This is a genomic window from Bacillus sp. ISL-77 (assembly GCF_018613105.1).
The window spans coordinates 12,465-32,771 of sequence record NZ_JAGGQY010000041.1; the positions used below are offsets into that span (position 1 = coordinate 12,465).

The 20,307-nt window shown below is 40.3% G+C and carries 17 protein-coding genes; 3 read left to right on the top strand and 14 right to left on the bottom strand.

The genetic code is table 11. The annotated features are described in order from the left end of the window. Positions 1-12: 12 nt before the first annotated feature. From tkt to yneA, 4 genes are all read right to left on the bottom strand, one after another. Positions 13-2,019 (bottom strand): transketolase, encoded by a 2,007-nt coding sequence (gene tkt / locus J7E77_RS17385; RefSeq protein ID WP_214716000.1) that lies wholly within the window; start codon positions 2,017-2,019, stop codon positions 13-15. A 178-nt stretch (positions 2,020-2,197) separates the two neighbouring features. Continuing rightward, positions 2,198-2,428 carry a DUF896 domain-containing protein gene (locus J7E77_RS17390; protein ID WP_088086536.1) on the bottom strand — a complete coding sequence of 77 codons (231 nt, stop codon included), beginning with the start codon at positions 2,426-2,428 and terminating at the stop codon, positions 2,198-2,200. Positions 2,429-2,505: 77 nt separating this feature from the next. Further along, entirely contained in the window at positions 2,506-3,153 is a 648-nt protein-coding gene (locus tag J7E77_RS17395; protein ID WP_214716001.1) for a YneB family resolvase-like protein, read from the bottom strand. Between the two features lie 12 nt (positions 3,154-3,165). Further along, a complete protein-coding gene (gene yneA, locus J7E77_RS17400; protein ID WP_214716002.1) occupies positions 3,166-3,489 on the bottom strand; it encodes a cell division suppressor protein YneA in 324 nt (107 codons plus the stop codon). Positions 3,490-3,646: 157 nt separating this feature from the next. On the opposite strand from yneA, the gene lexA reads away from it, so the two are divergent. Continuing rightward, positions 3,647-4,270, top strand: coding sequence for a transcriptional repressor LexA (gene lexA, locus J7E77_RS17405; RefSeq protein ID WP_168242900.1), 624 nt, complete (start codon positions 3,647-3,649; stop codon positions 4,268-4,270). An 886-nt stretch (positions 4,271-5,156) separates the two neighbouring features. Here the strand turns inward: lexA and J7E77_RS17410 are convergent. The 5 genes from J7E77_RS17410 to hflX form a co-directional block, all read right to left on the bottom strand. Next, a complete protein-coding gene (locus J7E77_RS17410) occupies positions 5,157-5,411 on the bottom strand; it encodes a hypothetical protein (RefSeq protein WP_214716003.1) in 255 nt (84 codons plus the stop codon). 410 nt (positions 5,412-5,821) lie between these two features. Then, positions 5,822-7,156: a type I glutamate--ammonia ligase gene (gene glnA / locus J7E77_RS17415; protein ID WP_214716004.1), complete on the bottom strand. Its 1,335-nt coding sequence runs from the start codon at positions 7,154-7,156 to the stop codon at positions 5,822-5,824. 37 nt (positions 7,157-7,193) lie between these two features. Then, positions 7,194-7,595 carry a MerR family transcriptional regulator gene (locus tag J7E77_RS17420; protein WP_214716005.1) on the bottom strand — a complete coding sequence of 134 codons (402 nt, stop codon included), beginning with the start codon at positions 7,593-7,595 and terminating at the stop codon, positions 7,194-7,196. A 123-nt stretch (positions 7,596-7,718) separates the two neighbouring features. Continuing rightward, positions 7,719-8,990, bottom strand: a complete 1,272-nt coding sequence (locus J7E77_RS17425; protein WP_214716006.1) for a methionine gamma-lyase family protein — start codon at positions 8,988-8,990, stop codon at positions 7,719-7,721. A 14-nt stretch (positions 8,991-9,004) separates the two neighbouring features. Then, a complete protein-coding gene (hflX, locus tag J7E77_RS17430) occupies positions 9,005-10,264 on the bottom strand; it encodes a GTPase HflX (protein WP_214716008.1) in 1,260 nt (419 codons plus the stop codon). A 197-nt stretch (positions 10,265-10,461) separates the two neighbouring features. Between hflX and J7E77_RS17435 the strand changes: the two genes are divergently transcribed. Beyond that, positions 10,462-11,067, top strand: coding sequence for a trimeric intracellular cation channel family protein (locus J7E77_RS17435; protein WP_214716009.1), 606 nt, complete (start codon positions 10,462-10,464; stop codon positions 11,065-11,067). Positions 11,068-11,121: 54 nt separating this feature from the next. Here J7E77_RS17435 and spoVK read toward each other — a convergent pair whose 3' ends face one another. The 3 genes from spoVK to miaA form a co-directional block, all read right to left on the bottom strand. Further along, positions 11,122-12,069 (bottom strand): stage V sporulation protein K, encoded by a 948-nt coding sequence (gene spoVK, locus J7E77_RS17440; RefSeq protein ID WP_088086526.1) that lies wholly within the window; start codon positions 12,067-12,069, stop codon positions 11,122-11,124. A 304-nt stretch (positions 12,070-12,373) separates the two neighbouring features. After that, entirely contained in the window at positions 12,374-12,604 is a 231-nt protein-coding gene (hfq, locus tag J7E77_RS17445) for an RNA chaperone Hfq (protein WP_088086525.1), read from the bottom strand. Between the two features lie 26 nt (positions 12,605-12,630). Further along, positions 12,631-13,587 carry a tRNA (adenosine(37)-N6)-dimethylallyltransferase MiaA gene (gene miaA / locus J7E77_RS17450; RefSeq protein WP_214716031.1) on the bottom strand — a complete coding sequence of 319 codons (957 nt, stop codon included), beginning with the start codon at positions 13,585-13,587 and terminating at the stop codon, positions 12,631-12,633. A gap of 308 nt (positions 13,588-13,895) precedes the next feature. On the opposite strand from miaA, the gene mreBH reads away from it, so the two are divergent. Further along, positions 13,896-14,903: a rod-share determining protein MreBH gene (gene mreBH, locus J7E77_RS17455; RefSeq protein ID WP_214716010.1), complete on the top strand. Its 1,008-nt coding sequence runs from the start codon at positions 13,896-13,898 to the stop codon at positions 14,901-14,903. A gap of 766 nt (positions 14,904-15,669) precedes the next feature. Here mreBH and mutL read toward each other — a convergent pair. Beyond that, on the bottom strand, positions 15,670-17,586 hold the full coding sequence (gene mutL / locus J7E77_RS17460) for a DNA mismatch repair endonuclease MutL (protein WP_214716011.1): 1,917 nt from the start codon (positions 17,584-17,586) through the stop codon (positions 15,670-15,672). Between the two features lie 13 nt (positions 17,587-17,599). Further along, entirely contained in the window at positions 17,600-20,209 is a 2,610-nt protein-coding gene (mutS, locus tag J7E77_RS17465) for a DNA mismatch repair protein MutS (protein WP_214716012.1), read from the bottom strand. Positions 20,210-20,307: the final 98 nt, after the last annotated feature.

The following is a 20,307-nucleotide window of genomic DNA, read 5'->3' on the forward strand; positions in this document are numbered from 1 at the left end:
CATTTAACTATTTTACTTTTGCAAAAGTGCTTTTACACGTGCAACTACGTTGTTTACAGTGAACCCGAATTCTTCCATAATCTTTTCTCCAGGTGCTGAAGCTCCGAAATGATCAATAGCAAGAACATCGCCTTCGTCACCAGTGTATTTGTGCCAGCCAAATGATGCTCCCACTTCAATTCCAAGACGCTTTTTCACACTTCTTGGCAGAACAGAGTCTTTGTACTCTTGAGATTGCTGCTCGAATCGATCCCATGAAGGCATACTTACAACCGAAACATGAACACCTTCTCCAGCAAGCGCTTTTTGAGCTTCCACTGCAAGGCTTACTTCTGATCCAGTTGCTAATAACAACGCATCAGGAGTTTCTCTTTCTGAAGGAGACACCACATATGCCCCTTTAGAAACTCCCTCGTACGCATTGGTATCCGTTCCATTTAATGTAGGTAAATCTTGACGAGTTAATACAAGTGCAGTTGGTTTGTTGGTAGACTCCACTGCAAGTTTCCAAGCAGCTGCCGTTTCATTACCGTCTGCAGGACGAATGATTGATAATCCTGACATGGCACGTAATGCTGCAAGCTGTTCAACTGGCTCATGTGTTGGTCCATCTTCCCCTACAGCAATACTGTCATGGGTAAAGACATAAGTGACAGGTAATCCCATTAAAGCTGCTAGACGAATGGCAGGACGCAAGTAATCAGAGAAGACAAAGAATGTTCCGCCAAATACTTTTACGCCGCCATGAAGAGCAATACCATTCATTGCCGCACCCATCGCAAATTCACGCACACCAAACCAGATATTACGGCCTTCATAGGAACCAGGCATAAAGTCTTTCGTACCTTTAATCATCGTTTTATTCGAACCAGCAAGGTCTGCTGATCCACCGATAAAAATAGGTAGATTCTTAGCAATACCATTTAATACTTCACCTGAAGAGGCACGGCTTGCCAGGCTTTTTCCTTCTGGATATACAGGGATTTCTTTATCCCAACCTGCAGGAAGTTCATTATTTAATGCTTGTTCAAGCTGAGTAGCTAGTTCAGGGTACTCTTTTTTATATTGAGCGAAAAGATCATTCCACTCTTTTTCCTTTTTCTCGCCATTTTCAACGATCAGCTTCTGGAAGTTGTCATAGACTTCCTGGGGTACATGGAAATCTTCTTCAAAAGTCCATTTATAAGCCTCTTTTGTAAGTTTTAATTCATTCGCTCCAAGTGGTGAACCATGAACACCTGAAGTTCCCGCACGGTTTGGTGAACCATAGCCAATGACCGTTCTTACTTCAATCATTGTTGGTCTGTCTAAATCATTTTTAGCTTCTTCCAGAGCTTTCGCAATTTCATCCAGATTATTGCCGTCTTCGACACGAACATATTGCCATCCGTATGATAGGAAGCGATCTTTGACACTTTCTGAGAACGACTTATCTAGGTCTCCATCAAGTGAGATATCGTTTGAATCATAAAGGACTACCAATCGCCCTAATTTCAAGTGTCCTGCTAGCGACGCTGCCTCAGCAGATACACCCTCCATCAAATCTCCATCTCCACAGATACTGTATGTAAAATGGTTCACAAGTTCATATTTATCTTTATTATAAACACTTGCAACATGGCGTTCTGCCATTGCCATTCCTACTGCCATTGCAATCCCCTGTCCAAGTGGACCAGTAGTTGCTTCAACACCTTCAGTGTGGCCATACTCTGGGTGTCCAGGCGTTTTAGAGCCCCATTGGCGGAATTGCTTTAAGTCATCCATTGATAAGTTGAAACCAGACAAGTGAAGCATGCTGTATAACAACGCTGAACCATGACCTGCTGACAAGACAAAACGATCTCGGTTAAACCACTGTGGATTCTTTGGATTTTGGTTCAAGAAACGCGTCCATAAAGTATAGGTCATTGGCGCTGCACCCATCGGCATTCCTGGATGTCCTGAGTTTGCTTTTTCGATCGCATCAATGGAAAGCGTTCGAATGGAGGTAACAGATAAATCATCAATAGTATTAAACATGAATTACATCCTTTCCTAATCACAAGGTTACTTTATACATTTCAATTTTATATTGCTACCGTTTTTTATTCAACAAATAGCATAATAATAAGAAACAAAAATCACTATTTTTTTTATTTTTACACAAAAATAGTCAGTATATGTAAAATAGGAATACAAAAAATGTATTCCTGAACTTTTAGTGAAGTGTATTTTTTTTCCTAGCCTTGATTTTTTCCGGTGTAACGTCATTTCCTTCCGGATCAATAAACTTGGTGTTGGTAAGGGTATCAAGCATATTCGAACGAAAAGTAGCCAAATATTCACTTCTTAATTTAGTTTGCTCTTTCGCTTCTGTTTCAGTCAATCCCGTTGCTTTTGCTTTTCGTGCCAGCTCATTAATTCTAGCCATCTTTTCTTTTGAAAGCATTCAAAGACCTTCCTTTCAAACTATTTACATGACACCTGATTTTACTAAAAAAAAAACCTAATGACAAGGCAAAAGGTCTACTCTTCTTGTGATTCAATATATTCCTGGAATCTTCTATGAACCGTGGCTTTAGAAATGTTATAGCCAAAACCTCTAAGTGTAGCAGCTATTTCTGAAAAAATTAATCCATTTTTTCTTAACCGGACAATTTCTCCAATTGGAACTTCAATTTTCTCTCGTCCAGAGGATTCTCCGAGATTTTTTAAGTTTTTTTCTGGTTTATATCCATTCTGGACTGCTCGCTTCATTCCACGTTTGATTTTTGCATTATGTAGTTTACGTTGGTACTCTTCAACCATACTTACGATGTTCAAAACCATGGAATCCGATTCTGAAAGCTGTAATTCTCCACTATGGGAGATACTATAAAGTTTAATATTTTCTTTTAAAATGCAATGCAAGAGCGCAATTTTGGCGTTACCTCTACCGAGTCGTGTTTCATCCTGAATTAAGAGGGCTTGTACATGCTTTTCTCTAATTCGTTCTAATAATTGAAAAATCCCCTCACGATTAAAATCATAGCCACTAGCCTTTTCTTTAATTACCCTATCAATCTCAAAGTGATAGGTGTTAGCTAGTTGCGTTAATTCCTCTTCCTGACGCTTTAACGAAGATTCTTGTGTTTCCTTATTTGTGCTGACACGGCAGTATATAATTGCTTTCATAAAAGTTCCTTTCTATTCACTAACGGCGCTAGCAAATTCATTCGTAGATGAGACTTCTTTACTCACCGGAATGATAATTTCTTCACCTGGAAATATTTGATCATCATCTAATTCATTATGCTTTTTTATCCAAGCAACAAACTCCTTGTTTGATAATGAATGTTGACCCGAAAATTGATCAGAGATTTTCCATAGTGAATCTCCTTCTGTGATTGTAACCTTTAAAAAATTATCTTGCGCGTTGGAATGATGTTGGAATGATAATATGATTGAAAGTGAACAACTTAAAATAATAAGAGTAATAGCATAGGAGTATTTGTTCCATAATTTTTTCATAAATAACACCTCTATAAGAATGTATGTTCGATTTATTATTTTCATTATAAATCGAACATTTGTTTGTTGTCAACCATATTTTCGAACTTATGTTTGTATAAAAAATACGAACATGTTATAATAAAGTCAACATTAACCAGGCGAGGTGGATTTTATCATGGCTAAAATATCAAAGAGGCAGCAAGATATCTTAGACTTCATTAAAAGTGAGGTTAAGAGTAAAGGATATCCCCCTTCAGTAAGGGAAATTGGAGAAGCGGTTGGACTCGCATCCAGTTCTACTGTTCACGGACATCTAGCAAGATTGGAAAGCAAAGGACTTATTAGACGGGATCCCACAAAACCAAGAGCAATTGAAATATTAGAAGCAGATGTTGCTGCACATATACCAAGAAATACAGTTGTCAATGTTCCAGTGGTTGGGAAAGTAACGGCAGGACTCCCAATTACAGCGATTGAAAATGTGGAAGAGTATTTTCCGCTTCCAGAAAGTCTTGCACCTGCAGATGAACAAGTTTTCATGTTAGAAATCATGGGTGAGAGTATGATAGAAGCTGGGATCCTAGACGGGGACTATGTAATTGTGAAACAGCAGCCAACCGCTAATAACGGGGATATTGTTGTAGCAATGACCGAGGAAGATGAAGCCACCTGTAAAAGATTTTTCAAAGAAAAAGATTACATACGCCTGCAGCCGGAAAATTCTACAATGGACCCTATTATATTAAGGAATGTTTCGATTTTAGGTAAAGTTATTGGGGTTTACCGACATATTCATTAAGTTTAAGAGAGTTGGCATATACGTGCCGACTCTTTTTTTGTTGTGCTAATCAACCTAAAGCTGAAGGAATTACAGAATCCGGGGTAGAGTGGGTCTACGCGATCTTTCTAGAAGAATCTCTACGAGTTGGGGCACGTAGTGACGGCCTACGTTACCGTTCCAGAAGAATCTCTACGAGTTGGGGCACGTAGAGGGGGCCTACGTTACCGTTCTAGATGAATTTCTACGAGTTGGGGCACGTAGAGAGGGCCTACGTGACCGTTCTAGATGAATTTCTACGAGTTGGGGCACGTAGAGACGACCTACGTGACCTTTCCAGAACAATTTCACAGAGTTGGGGCACGTAGAGACGACCTACGTGACCGTTCCAGAAGAATCTCTACGAGTTGGGGCACGTAGTGACGGCCTATGTGTCCGTTCTAGATGAATCTCTACGAGTTGGGGCACGTAGTGACGGCCTACGTGACCGTTCTAGATGAATCTCTACGAGTTGGGGCACGTAGATGGAGCCTACGTGACCGTTCCAGAACAATTTCACAGAGTTGGGGCACGTAGTGACGGCCTACGTGACCGTTCCAGAAGAATTCCTACGAGTTGGGTCACGTAGAGACGACCTACGTGACCTTTCCAGTACAATTTCACAGAGTTGAGGCACGTAGAGACGACCTACGTGACCTTTCCGGAAGAATTCCTACGAGTTGGGTCACGTAGAGGGGTCCTACGTGACCGTTCCAGTACAATTTCACAGAGTTGGGGCGCGTAGTGGCTTTCCTACGGGACCGTTCAAAAGGAATAACAATGAGGTCGTGTACTGTTGTCTCTATGACAGATGAGCTTCATTAATACTCAAACTAAAAAGGAGCAGCCATAAGCCACTCCTTTAATCCTATTTCGCTATTCTTGCTTGTATTTCAGATAGTTTCACCTTAAAAAGCACTTTATATACTTTCGTGTCCCCTTCGTTAAAACTGGAATGTGTAACATACGTTCCTTTCAACGTCTTGCGCTGTTCATCAAATAGAAAACATTCCTGACCTTTTGTTCCTGATTCTATCAAACTTAAAATAAGGTCAGGCTTCTTATACGTCTTTTCTCGTAGAATTTCTTGGGTTAGAGCATTACAAATTTGCAGTTTATACAATTTAGAGCACCTCCCAAATGTTTACAACTTAAGCATATATTATTTAGGATTAAGTAAACCGTAAAAATTGTGAATTTTTAAAGAACATCAAGCACCTCTTCCTTTCTATTCTATTCCTATTAATTTTATTTAGAATGATCGAGGATGCTTAATTGGAAAAAGAGCCATCGTAGGTATTGACGTCCGAAGTCGTTGAGAAAGAGCAATTTGGGTCGATAATCTGGGCTATTGACGACCGAACCTATTGAGAAAGACCAATTGGGTCGTCAATCAGGCTTATTGGCTACCGTAATTGTTTTAATGGAACAAACCGGGTAGCCAATGGGATGGCATTATTCACTGAGAGAATCTAAGAAAAGAAGCGCGACATAGAAAAACCCTGACGCTAGGCGCCAGGGCTTTAGATGAGATTAATACATGCTCATATATTGATCGCGTTCCCATTGGTGAACGACTGTGCGGAACATATCCCACTCGATTTCTTTTGCTTCAACAAAGTGTTCCATAATGTGCTCGCCAAGACCTGACACAATTACTTCGTCAGATTTTAGTTGATCTAATGCTTGAGCTAATGTTGCAGGAAGATCGACGATACCTTCTTCGATTCTCTCTTCTTTGCTCATTACATAGATGTTTCTGTCAACTGGTGCCGGCGGAGTTAACTTGTTTTTAATTCCGTCTAAGCCAGCCTTAAGAAGTACAGCCATTGCAAGGTATGGATTAGCAGACGGGTCTACACTTCTTACTTCCACACGTGTACTTAATCCACGAGAAGCAGGAATACGAATTAATGGTGAACGGTTTCTAGCTGACCAAGCCACATAGCATGGTGCTTCATAGCCAGGAACAAGACGCTTATAAGAGTTTACAGTTGGGTTTGTTACCGCTGTAAAGGCTGGTGCATGCTTTAGAATTCCAGCGATAAATTGACGAGCATGATCACTCATTTCTAGATCACCCGATGGTTCGTAGAATGAATTAACTCCATCCTTAAACAATGAAAGATTCATGTGCATTCCAGATCCATTGACACCATACAATGGTTTTGGCATGAATGTTGCGTGCAAACCATGTTTACGTGCAATTGTTTTTACAACTAGCTTGAACGTTTGAATTTGGTCACAAGCTGTTAGTGCATCTGCATATTTAAAATCGATTTCATGCTGACCTGGTGCTACTTCATGGTGGGAAGCTTCGATTTCAAAGCCCATTTCTTCTAATTCAAGCACGATATCGCGGCGGCAGTTTTCGCCAAGGTCGATAGGGGCTAAATCAAAATATCCGCCTTTATCGTTTAGGTCTAATGATGGTTCTCCTTGTTCATCTAATTTAAATAAGAAGAATTCCGGTTCAGGCCCTAAGTTAAAGCTAGTGAATCCAAGGTCTTCCATTTCTTTTAATACTCTTCTTAAGTTATTACGAGGATCACCTTCAAATGGTTTTCCTTCAGGAGTATAAATATCACAAATTAAGCGGGCAACTTTCCCTTTTTCTGCAGTCCACGGGAAAACAACCCAAGTGTTAAGATCAGGATATAGTAACATATCAGATTCTTCAATCCGTACAAAACCTTCAATTGAAGAACCGTCAAACATCATTTTGTTATCAAGTGCTTTTTCTAATTGGCTAATTGGAATCTCCACGTTTTTGATAGTTCCAAGGATGTCTGTGAATTGCAAACGAATAAATTTCACGTTTTCTTCGACCGCTAATCTTTTAATATCTTCTCTTGAATACTTTGCCATTTTCTTACCTCCTATTTTTTAAAAAGAGACTTCCACATTAATGAAAGAATCTTGACATATCTCCTTGACGTAAAGAGGATCGATTGTTTCGACCTAAATGCATCATTTCGTTGCGTAGCAGCTTTCTAAGCTGTTCATCTGTTAATTCGCGCTTAGTCTTTTCTGTTTGTTGTTCAAGAATGTTTGATTGTTGCTCTTTTACTAGGAACAATTGTTTAATGCCAGCCATATTGACACCTTGATCAATTAAATCCTTAATTTCTAGAAGCCTATCAATATCATTTAAACAATATAGACGCCTATTCCCCTCGGTTCTTGCCGGAGAAATCAATTGGTGTTCTTCGTAGTAACGAATTTGCCTGGCTGTAAGTTCCGTTAGTTGCATGACTGTTCCGATCGGAAACAGTGGCATGGAACGGCGAATTTCCTGGCCACTCATCTAATTCCTCCTCCCCTCGGGTTACTTATATTACTATTATATTTTTTGTTAGAAAAGTTGTCAATGATATGTTAGATTTTCTCACATTAAAATTTTTAAAATTATTGACATTTAGCTGTTCTCCTAAAACAATTCGATTAATCCTTTATCCGTTAAGTGGTCTATGGCCAGACAAACAGCCATCTTTACGTGTGCATATGTTAAACCGCCTTGTACATAGGCAACATATGGTGGTCTAATCGGTCCATCTGCAGTGAGTTCAATGCTCGCCCCCTGAATAAAAGTACCTGCTGCCATAATCACATCGTCTTCATACCCAGGCATATAGCTGGCATGGGGTGTAACATAAGAATTAATCGGTGATGCGAATTGAATGGCCTGACAAAAAGCAATCATTTTATCTCGGTCATCAAACTGGACAGACTGAATTAAGTCCGTTCTTTTAGCATTCCATTTCGGAGAAGAATTCATTCCTAATTTCTCCAACATCGCAGCTGTGAAAACGGCCCCTTTTAATGCTTGGCCAACCACATGGGGGGCAAGAAAAAAGCCTTGATACATTTCTTGAAGACTATAGAGGGACGCTCCTGCTTCGGCTCCTATCCCTGGTGAAGTCATTCGATATGAACATGCCTCCACCCACTGTTTTTTACCAACAATATAGCCGCCAGTCTTCACAATCCCGCCGCCTGGATTTTTGATAAGCGATCCTGCAATTAAGTCCGCACCGACATGACAAGGCTCGGTCTCCTCAACAAATTCCCCATAGCAATTATCTACAAATACGACCACATCCTGTTTAATTTCTTTGACAAACGTGATCATTTCTGCAATTTCTGCAATCGTAAATGATGGTCTTGTGGCATAGCCCTTGGAACGCTGAATGCCAATCATTTTTGTATTCGGTTTTATTTTCTGTGCGACAGCCTCCCAATCAATTCCACCTTGATTCGTCAGAGCTACACTATCATAGGAAATTCCAAACTCCTTTAATGAGCCAACCCCGTTCCCACGAAGTCCAACAATTTCTTCGAGCGTATCATAGGGTTTGCCCGTTATATATAGAAGTTCATCCCCAGGTCGAAGAACGCCAAATAAGGCAATGGAAATGGCATGTGTGCCTGAGATTATTTGCGGACGAACAAGTCCTGCTTCTCCCCCAAAGACGTCTGCATAGACCATTTCTAGAGTATCCCTGCCATGATCGTCATAGCCATACCCGGTCGACGGATTAAAATGTGAATCACTCACTCTTTTGTTTTGAAAGCTTTTTAATACCCGAAATTGATTTGATTCGATTCTATTGTCTATTTCTTTATGTACTTTAGCGATTTGTTGTTCAACTTCCTCTACCATCGGTTGAAGCTTTTCCCCATTTTTTAACTGTTGAAACATGTTGTAACTCCTATCTATATTGTGAATTTCTGTAATTGTCCTGTTATTTGATGATCCTGAAGTGTATATCCTTTGCATCGATAGAATTGATCTTCTTCATCAAACACAAGCTCTCTTAATATTGTCTCATTTTTTAATAAAGAAAGCAGCTTTCCTTCTGTGGACGGAATCTGAACTTCGTAAGAATCCATCATTTCCATAACAACCTTCTCCATTTGCTGCTTCAAGGCTTGACGGTCCTCTTTATCAAATGCACTAATAAATGCGGTTGGTGTATCTGCGGTTGGGACAAAATCTGAATGCTGAATATCTTTTTTATTATATACTGTTATTTGCGGGATATCTTTAACTTCTAAGTCTTCAAGCAGCTTTTTAACTGTTTTTTCGTGATGAAAATAATCTGGGTTGGACATATCGACCACATGAAGAAGTAAATCAGCTTCCTTAACTTCCTCAAGCGTCGATCGAAATGCAGCAATAAGTGTTGTCGGTAAATCTTGTATAAACCCAACCGTATCAGTAATCAAGGCTAGGAAACCACTGGGTAAAATCAATTTTCGTGTCATTGGATCTAGTGTTGCAAACAATTGATTTTCCTCGTACGATTCTGCTTCGGATAAACGATTGAAAAGACTGGATTTACCGGCATTGGTATAACCGACAATCGCGACCTGAAAGGTTTTATTTTTCTTTCTTCTTTCTCTGTATCGATCCCTGTGCTGAACGATGACAGAAAGTTGGGTTTTAATTTCATCGATTCTGCGGCGGATATGCCGGCGGTCTGATTCTAACTTTGTTTCACCAGGTCCTCTTGTTCCGATCCCAGCCCCCAAACGGGATAATGCTGTTCCCTGACCCGCAAGACGAGGAAGCATGTATTGCAATTGGGCAAGTTCAACCTGTAATTTACCTTCTTTGGAGCGAGCTCTTTGTGCAAAAATGTCTAAGATGAGCTGGGTTCTGTCGATTATACGAGCATTTAGGTCCGTAGAGAGATTTCTTTTTTGACTTGGTGAAAGCTCGTCATTAAAAATGACTATATCTGCCTCCAGTTCATCCACCAGGACATTAAGTTCCTCCACTTTCCCTTTACCTATATAGGTAGCTGGGTGGCGCCGGTCCCTTTTTTGAACGACTGACATCAATACTTCACCCTGAGCGGTTTCTGTTAGTGCACCTAACTCTTCCATTGAATAATGAAAGCGCAAATCAGTATCACCATTGGTCTGACAGCCAACGAGGATCGCCTTCTCTTTCGTGTCTTTTTGTTCCATAAGGCATCGTTCCTTCCGTAATCTTCTATCTCCTATCATAACAAAAAAAGGTTGTATACTCTAATTTGCCCAACATTAGAAAAAACTTATTGTAATTTCCTCACATCTTGATATAATCTTACTGTTTTCTAATAACATTTTTATTACTATTTTCATAGAGTTAAATAAAATAAAGATTTCAAGGAGAATTCGGATAGATGACATGGGAAGTTTTAAGTATGATTGGAACAATCGCCTTCGCCGTTAGCGGGGCCATTGTTGCGATGGAAGAGGAATATGATATTTTTGGCGTATACATTTTAGGTATTGTCACCGCTTTTGGCGGTGGGGCGATTCGAAACCTATTAATCGGTGTACCTGTATCAGCACTTTGGGAACAAGGGTTATTTTTTCAAATTGCCTTATTATCCATAACTGCTGTGTTTTTATTTCCAAGCAACCTTTTAAAACACTGGCAAAAATGGGGGAACCTATTTGATGCGATTGGCCTTTCAGCCTTTGCCATCCAAGGTGCTCTTTACGCCGTTAAAATGAATCACCCGCTTAGTGCAGTTATTGTTGCAGCGGTGCTAACCGGAATCGGCGGCGGGATTATTCGTGATTTATTGGCAGGAAGAAAACCAATCGTCTTACGATCGGAAATCTATGCAATTTGGGCGATATTGACAGGCTTATTTATCGGACTTAAGATCGTGACGCATTCTTGGGAATTGTATTCTCTCTTTTTCCTTGTGACGGTTTTACGCGTCCTTTCCTATACCTTTGATTGGAAGCTGCCGATACGTAAATTTGAGGCCAATTAATGACTAATCCAAATAGAAACGACAGATTGCTTAGAATCTGCCGTTTTTTTGTCTCTAATCTTCTTCAAACACAAGATCATTACTTCTAATTGTCATTAATTCATGCCTGTCATAACTATTTAACATGAGCAGCCTCATGGCCTGGGCGCGGATCGATTTTTCAATGATATTTCGTACATACCTTCCATTTGAAAAACTATTTGGACTTAATACCGCTTTAACCCATATTAAATGTTCTTTTAACTTTTTTTCCGCCTCATGGCTAAACGTGTATTCTCTTTCGATTAACATCCTCGCCGAAATTTCCATTAATTGATTTATATTGTAGTCAGGAAAATCAATAACTAACGGAAAGCGTGAATGGAGCCCAGGATTAAGGGTCAAGAAATACTCCATTTCACGGGAATATCCAGCAAGGATAAGAATAAACTCATGCTGCTTATCTTCCATATGCTTAACCAGTGTATCGATTGCTTCTTTGCCGAAATCCTTCTCACCGCCGCGCCCCAATGAGTAAGCCTCATCGATGAACAAAATTCCCCCTTGGGCCTTCTTGATTAAATCCCTTGTCTTCTGTGCTGTATGACCAATATACTCCCCCACGAGGTCCGCACGTTCCGCCTCAATTAAGTGTCCTTTTGTTAAAACGCTCATTTTTTGAAATAACTTACCTATTAATCTAGCGACTGTCGTTTTACCTGTTCCAGGATTTCCTTTAAACATCATATGGAGGGCTTGTTTTCTTGCTTTTAAACCCATTTCCTCACGTTTTTTATTCACGTAAATCCATGCATAAATTTCCTTTATCATCTTTTTCATTTCTTCCATGCCAACAAGAGCCCCTAACTCCTCTTCAATTTCCTTTAGAGCCGAATGCTCAGGTGGAATGTCCTTTGGAACCACCTGAAAGTCAGGTAACTCTTTTGTCATCGTTTTCCCTATTTGTGAATTGAGAACTACTCTTATTTGGCCGTTACTTTTCATTCTGATGGGTTGGTCCAAAGCTTTCACCTCTCATTTTTACCAACAGTTTATATGATGAGTTTTTATGGCCACTCAGAATTTACATTCTGAACTGATTATTTGTACAAAGGAATGCATAATCCTTCATTTTATATGTATTCAAACTCCCTGAATTTCATTAAAAAAGTTTTTTTAAATAAATAGTTATGTTAAATTGGCATGTTGATTTCCGCTTCAGGCGCTTCGATTTCCGCTCCAATCAACATGGTGCCAATATCAACAATGAGCTTTAACAGAGCTATATAAATAAAAAAAGCCCAATGTTTGGGCTTCTAAAAATGACTTATTGGTTATCCAGTTCAAGCTGCACGTTTCTTTGCGGTGCAAAAGTTGAAATTGCATGCTTATATACTAATTGTTGCTTTCCTTCTGATTCAAAAAGAACTGTAAAATTATCAAAGCCCTTAATTTGGCCTCTTAATTGAAAACCGTTAAGTAAAAAGACGGTAACGTGTATGTTATCTTTGCGGCACTGGTTTAAAAATTGGTCCTGAATATTGATTGTTGTTTTCATTTGTATTTCCTCCTCTTTTATCTCTACTAATATGTATTCGATTTTACTTTAAGCTTTCCTTCAACACAACGTGAAATTTCCGTTATTTTTTTTGAGGTGTTCTCCACATTGGTCATATCAAACCATGATACATCCATTTTGTTCCGAAACCAAGTTAATTGCCTTTTTGCGTATCTTCTTGAATTTTGTTTTAAATTCTCTATAGCTACTTCTAAGGGTACTTTCCCTTCTAAATAGGCATACATTTCTTTGTAGCCAATTGCTTGGATCGATTGACAATCGCGCAAACCCCTTTGATACAAACCTTTTACTTCCTCGATAAGCCCTTCCTCCATCATTAAATCTACTCGATAATTAATGCGCTCATAAAGTTTCTCGCGTTCCATCGATAAACCAACTATTGCTGTATTGTACAAAAGATCTGGTTGTTGTGTGCTTTGGAATTCTTGCATCGTCTTACCTGTAAGATGGAAGATTTCAAGTGCGCGAATGACTCTTCTTACATTATTTGGATGGATTTGTGAAGCACTACCTGGATCCACCTCCAACAATTCTTTATAAAGTGCCTCATTCCCTATTTTCGTGGCTCTTTCCTCTAGCTTAAGACGATAGGACTCATCGCCTGATACATCAGAAAATTGATAATCATAAATGACGGACTGTATATACAACCCTGTTCCACCGACAATAATAGGCAGCTTTCCCTTTTTAGCAATCTCACCTATTTTAGCCCGAACAAGGAGTTGAAATTCAGCAACGGAAAAATTTTCAAAAGGCTCTTTAATATCAATCAGATAGTGAGGAATACCTTCCATTTCATCCTTTTTGATTTTTGCCGTCCCAATATCCATGCCACGATAAATTTGCATAGAATCTCCGCTGATAATTTCACCATTATAGCGTTTAGCCATTTCGATACTTAACTTTGTTTTTCCAACGGCGGTTGGTCCGATGATCACTAATAATTTTTGTTTTGAATCCAATATTTTCACACTGCCTTATCCCATTTTCAGTGAAAGCAGGTTTATGATTCCACTTCCACCCCTTTATCGTAACATAATTTTTAAAAGCAGTTGAACATCAAACTAGTATATACATAAAAGTTGATTTCTATGCCGTTAATTTGACATGAATTTATTTTATCCATTTTTCTTCCCAAATAGGAATAATTTTCATGTTAATTTACAAAAGGATAACGGTTCATTTACAAAAGGCTTTCCACCCCCAAATTTATGGTAGACTAACGCGTAGCTTATTTTGAATGAAAAATAGGGAAATTAGGTGAAATAATATGTTATCTACTTTTGATATTGGTATTGATTTAGGAACTGCAAATATACTAGTTTATAGTAAAAATAAAGGAATCGTTATTAATGAGCCTTCTGTTGTGGCGATTGATACAGTGACAAAAAATGTTGTAGCTGTTGGTACAGAAGCAAAGGAAATGATAGGAAAGACACCTGAAAAAATCGTCGCCATTCGTCCCATGAAGGATGGCGTAATAGCAGATTATGATGTAACCACTGAATTGCTAAAACACATTATGCGCATTGCATCCAAGAAGATTGGTTTTGCTGTTCGCAAACCAAATGTCGTTGTTAGTATTCCATCCGGTTCCACAAGTGTGGAAAGAAGAGCGATCCAAGATGCAGTAAGACAGGCTGGGGCAAAAAAAATCAGCTTAATTGAGGAACCAGTTGCAGCCGCAATTGGTGCTGGATTACCTGTCGATGAACCAGTTGCCAATGTGGTAGTGGATATTGGCGGCGGCAATACTGAGGTAGCAATTATTTCTTTTGGCGGGGTAGTTGCATGCCATTCCATTAAAATTGGCGGTGACCGCCTCGATGAAGACATTATTCAACATGTTCGGAAAGAATATAATATCCTAATTGGTGAAAGAACTGCGGAAAACATCAAAATGGAAATTGGTTTTGCTCTCATTGACCATGAAGAACGTTTCATGGATGTCCGCGGACGCGACCTTTTAACTGGACTGCCAAAAACGATTAAACTATCATCCTATGAAATTCGTGTGGCGATCAAGGAAGCACTATTGCATATTTTAGAAGCCATTCGTGCAACCCTAGAGGATTGCCCAGCAGAGCTAAGTGGAGACATTGTCGACAGGGGCGTAATTCTAACTGGCGGAGGAGCATTATTGAATGGGATGGAGGCATGGCTAAGTGAAGAGATAGTTGTTCCTGTCCAGCTTGCCCCAAACCCTCTAGAATCGGTAGCCATAGGAACTGGAAAGGCCCTAATGTATATGAGCAAGCTTCCAGTAGCTGTGAAATAAGCAACTTTGGCGGCAAGATCATTTCCAGAGATTGCACTCAAATTAATAGTAATATCAAAGCTGCAGAAAAATCCTTTTCTGCAGCTTTTTTTCTTTTGGGTCGTCATGAATAGCATGTCTACGTTACCCGATTCTTTATTTCCCCTCGATTTCGGTTACGTAGGACCTCTCTACGTGACCGCGGTCAATGTTTTTTCTCTGTTTCGGGCACGTAGGACCTCTTTACGTGACCGCGGTCAATGTTTTTCCTTTGTTTCGGGCACGTAGGACCTCTCTACGTGACCGGGTTCATTGGTTATCCTCGGTTTCGGGCACGTAGGGCCTCTCTACGTGACCGGGTTCATTGGTTTTCCTCGGTTTCGGGCACGTAGATCCTCTCTACGTGACCGATTTCTATAGTTACCTCCGGTTTCGGGCACGTAGAGCCTCTCTACGTGACCGGGTTCATTGGTTTTCCTCGGTTTCGGGCACGTAGGACCTCTCTACGTGACCGTGGTCAATGTTTTCCCTTTGTTTCGGTCACGTAGGACCTCTCTACGTGACCGGGTTCATTGGTTATCCTCGGTTTCGGGCACGTAGGACCTCTCTACGTGACCGGGCTCATTGGTTATCCTCGGTTTCGGGCACGTAGGACCTGTCTACGTTACCATATTCAATGTTTACCCTCGGTTTCGGTCACGTAGAGCCATCCATCTTTTCAATAAAATCACTTAACCAACACTCAAAAAAAGAACGCACCCTAATAAAATAGGAACGTTCTTCTTAGTTACATAACCCGTTTAAACATTTTCTCCATCTCATAGACCGAATAATGGACAATAATCGGTCTGCCGTGCGGGCAGGTAAATGGATCAGATGCTTTCCTCAAATCATCAAGGAGTGCTTGAATCTCATCATTTCGTAAATGCCGATTGGCTTTTATGGATGCCTTGCAGCTCATCATAATCGCTGCTTCTTCACGTAGTTTCTTAATATCCACCTTTTTCATCAATAAAAGCTGTTCAATCATGTCTTCGATGATTTGTTTTTCTTCCCCTTTTGGGAACCACTGCGGATGGGATCGAACAATAAAACTATTTAGTCCAAATTCCTCAAGAAAAACCCCGACCTTTTCAAGCTCACTTTGGTATTCATTTATTTTCAAAAATTCATCCGTCGAGTATTCAAAGGTTAATGGTACAAGCATTTCCTGCAGTTCTGATTGGACTTGCCCAACTTTCTCCCGGAAATACTCATACTTCAACCGTTCCTGGGCCGCATGCTGATCAATTATATAAAGGCCATTTTCATTTTGAGCAAAAATGTAAGTTCCGTGCATTTGTCCAATCGGATATAACCGTGGAACTCTGCTCTCGACCGAAACATTTCCTGTCTCAACAGTATCTACATTAGGTTCAATCGTTTGATTACTATCATCAGGTTCGTCATCTGAGTCACTAAATGGATTAATAGATTGCCAAGTGTCTCTTCCACCCGTCGCTTCATCACGCTGGAAACTCGGTAATTTATTAACAGGTGTCTCAACAGGCACTTCCAGCCATGGACGGGTCTCCTGAATAGTTGCAGCTGCAACTGGTTGTTTCCATTCAAACTCTTTCCCATCATTTGCCGGTCTTGTACCTTCATCCAGAACCAAAGAAGTTTGTTCTTCCTTCGGTACATCCTTTTTCACCGCTGTATATGCTGTCGGGATAAGGATCTTTGATTTAAACGCTTCTTTTATAATCGAAGTGACAAGCTCATTCAGTTCCGCTTCTTTACTAATGCGGACCTCCATTTTCGAGGGGTGAACATTGACATCAACGAGTAAAGGGTCCATTTCAATATTAAGGAGCACAATCGGGAACCTGCCGATCGGAAGCAAGGTATGATAGCCTTCTTGAATTGCCTTGGCTAATGGATAGTTTTTTATAAATCGGCCATTAATCATCGTCGAAATATAGTTTCTTGAGGCACGCGTTACCTCAGGCATCGAAGCAAATCCATTAATTTTATAATCCAGCGATTGTCCGGTGATTGGAACTAACTGCTTGGCGATCCCCATACCGTAGATCGATGCCAGAACCTGACGAACATCCCCGTTACCATTCGTTTGCAGCAGTTTGCGATCATTGTGAATCAGGCGGAAGGCCACTTCAGGATGAGAAAGGGCCAGTCGATTCACGACATCCGTGATATTTCCAAGCTCTGTATGAATCGTCTTCATATATTTTAAACGGGCAGGTGTGTTGAAAAATAAATCAGTGATCGAGATATCGGTCCCGCGCCTGCTTGATGCTTTTTCAAACGTTTCGACTTTGCCGCCTTCAATCACCAATCGATTTCCGGCACCTTCTCCTGTAGAAGTCTTCATCTCGAGCCGTGAAACCGAGGCAACACTTGGCAGGGCTTCTCCACGGAACCCAAGAGTCCGGATTCGGAACAAATCATTTTCATTTTTAATTTTGGATGTGGCATGACGTTGAAAGGCGAGTAAAACATCCTCTTCCTCGATGCCATATCCATTATCGGTAATGCGGATTTTGGCGAGGCCCGCTTCTTCTACCTCAATTTCAATCACAGTGCTGCCGGCATCAATCGAATTTTCAACCAACTCTTTTACAACAGAAGCAGGGCGCTCGACTACTTCACCGGCCGCGATTTTATTGGATAAGGCATCATCTAATTGAATAATTTTACCCATTCGGATTCACCCCCTACTTTAACTTTTTCTGAAGCTCGTACAACAGGTTGATCGCCTGAAGTGGTGTTAAATCCAATATATCAAGATCCTTCATTTTCTCTATGACTCTTTTCTCCTTCGAAGAGAGATCTTGCTTTTTCACTTCTTTTGGTTCATCAAAGAAAGATAGTTGAGCAGGTTGTTCTTGTACCTCCACTACTTCCGCTACTTTTACCACATCTTTTTTTGGCGTGTCTGGTTGGATATCAGACTGTTCGAGTGCTGTTAATATTTCATTAGCACGGCTGATTAATTCTGACGGCAGCCCTGCTAGTTGGGCAACATGAATCCCGTAGCTCTTATCAGCCGGTCCTTCTTTAATTTTATGAAGGAAAACAACTTTTCCATTATGTTCAATCGCACTGACGTGAATGTTTTTTAACTTATCCAGATCTTCCTCTAAAACTGTTAATTCATGATAATGGGTGGAGAATAGAGTCTTTGCCCCAATCTGGGTATGAATATATTCAATGATGGCTTGAGCAAGTGCCATTCCATCATAAGTAGATGTACCGCGCCCGATTTCGTCAAACAAAATTAAACTGTTTTGTGTCGCATTTGAAATCGCATTTTTGGCTTCCAACATTTCAACCATAAAGGTACTTTGTCCTGAGATCAAATCATCCGCCGCACCGATGCGGGTAAATATTTGGTCAAAAATCGGCAGTATCGCTTCTGTGGTCGGAACATTACAGCCAATTTGGGCTAATATCGAGATTAACGCGATTTGGCGCATGTACGTACTTTTCCCTGACATGTTCGGACCCGTGATCAACAAGACTTCGCGCTCGCTGTCCATGAAGCAATCATTCGGAACATATTCCTGGGCGTTTAATACCTTTTCAACGACTGGATGGCGACCTTCCTTTACAACGACCCGGCCTTCCATAGAAAACTGCGGTTTTATATAGTGCCGGTCTTCACTTACTTGAGCAAAACACTGCAAGACATCAAGCTCACTAATCGTTTTTGCCAAGGCCTGTAGGCGCGGGATTTGTTCCTTCACAATTTCGCGAATTTCGGTAAACAACTCATATTCAAGCTCACCGCATTTTTCTTCAGCTTGTAAAATTAATGCTTCTTTTTCTTTTAAATCTGGAGTAATAAACCGTTCTGCGTTCGATAAGGTTTGCTTCCGTTCATACTGCCCTTCTGTTAAAAGATGCAGATTCGCCCGGGTAATCTCAATATAGTAACCAAATACACGATTATAGCCAACCTTCAACGATTTAATACCGGTTTTCTCGCGCTCTTCACGTTCGAGTTGGGCAATCCACGTTTTCCCGTTCCGGCTGGCATCACGATATTGATCGAGCTGAGCATTGTATCCATCACGAATCATATTGCCTTCTTTTAAGGAAAGCGGTGGATTTTCTACAATCGACTGCTCCAAAAGATCTGTGATCTCTTCACACGGGTCAAGAAGATCGGCAATTTGGCTCACCTTTTCATTCTGCATGCCTGCAAGGATTTGTTTCAAGTAAGGGACCTGCATTAATGAACGCTTTAATTGGACCAAATCACGGGCATTAATATTGCCAAAGGCTACTCTTCCCGCTAATCGTTCTAAATCGTAAACTTCTTTCAGCTTTTCACGAAGTCCCTGACGCTCGAAATAATAAGACATCAGGACTTCAACGATGGTTTGACGTGATTCAATTTCATTCTGATTGATTAACGGGCGATCGATCCAGTGTTTTAACATTCTTCCGCCCATTGCGGTCATCGTCTCATCAAGGAGCCATAATAATGAACCTTTCTTGCCTTTAGAACGAATCGTTTCCGTAAGTTCAAGATTGCGCTTTGAATAGTAATCAATTTTCATAAATTGATGGATTTGATAGGTAGTGACTGGCTGAAGATGGTCCAAACTTCTTTTTTGTGACCGGTATAAATAGTTAAAAAGTCTTGCGATGGATTGCTTTAATTTTTCTTGATTCAAATCTTGAAGTAAATGCGAATAATTGATATCTATTGAACTATTATCTTCAAATGAAATCGCTAGTACATCGCGTTCTCGTAGCTTCTTCTGTAGCTCTCCGTCAAAACTGCTAGAGACAACGACTTCCTTTGCACTTAAAACAGCTAACTCATTTAAGACATCGTCAAAATTATTCGATAATAACGTAACCCTGCTTTCACCGGTTGAGATATCATTGTAGGCAAAACCATAGGTTTGGTCATCAAAGCTTGTGATCGAGGCAATATAGTTATTCTCTTTATCATTTAACCCCTTGCCCTCCATCACTGTTCCCGGTGTGATCAATTGGACAACTTCCCTTTTCACCATCCCTTTGGTCAGTTTCGGGTCTTCCACTTGCTCACAAATGGCCACTTTGTAGCCTTTTGAAATGAGTTGTTCAATATAGTTCGGTGCCGCATGGTAGGGAACGCCGCACATCGGAATTCGGTCATCCGTGCCACCTTGTCTGCTCGTTAAAGTTATTTCTAATTCTTGCGAAGCTTTAATCGCATCGTCAAAAAACATTTCATAAAAATCGCCTAAACGAAAAAATAAAAAGGCATCTTGGTAATCTGCCTTAACTGTTAAGTATTGCTGTATCATCGGCGTATATGCAGCCATAATGACCTCCACTAAATAAAGACTTTCGATTTTCTTCGACAAATTATTATACCATAATTCGAGAAGACTTTATTAGGAAGAAAAAACCTAATCATAAT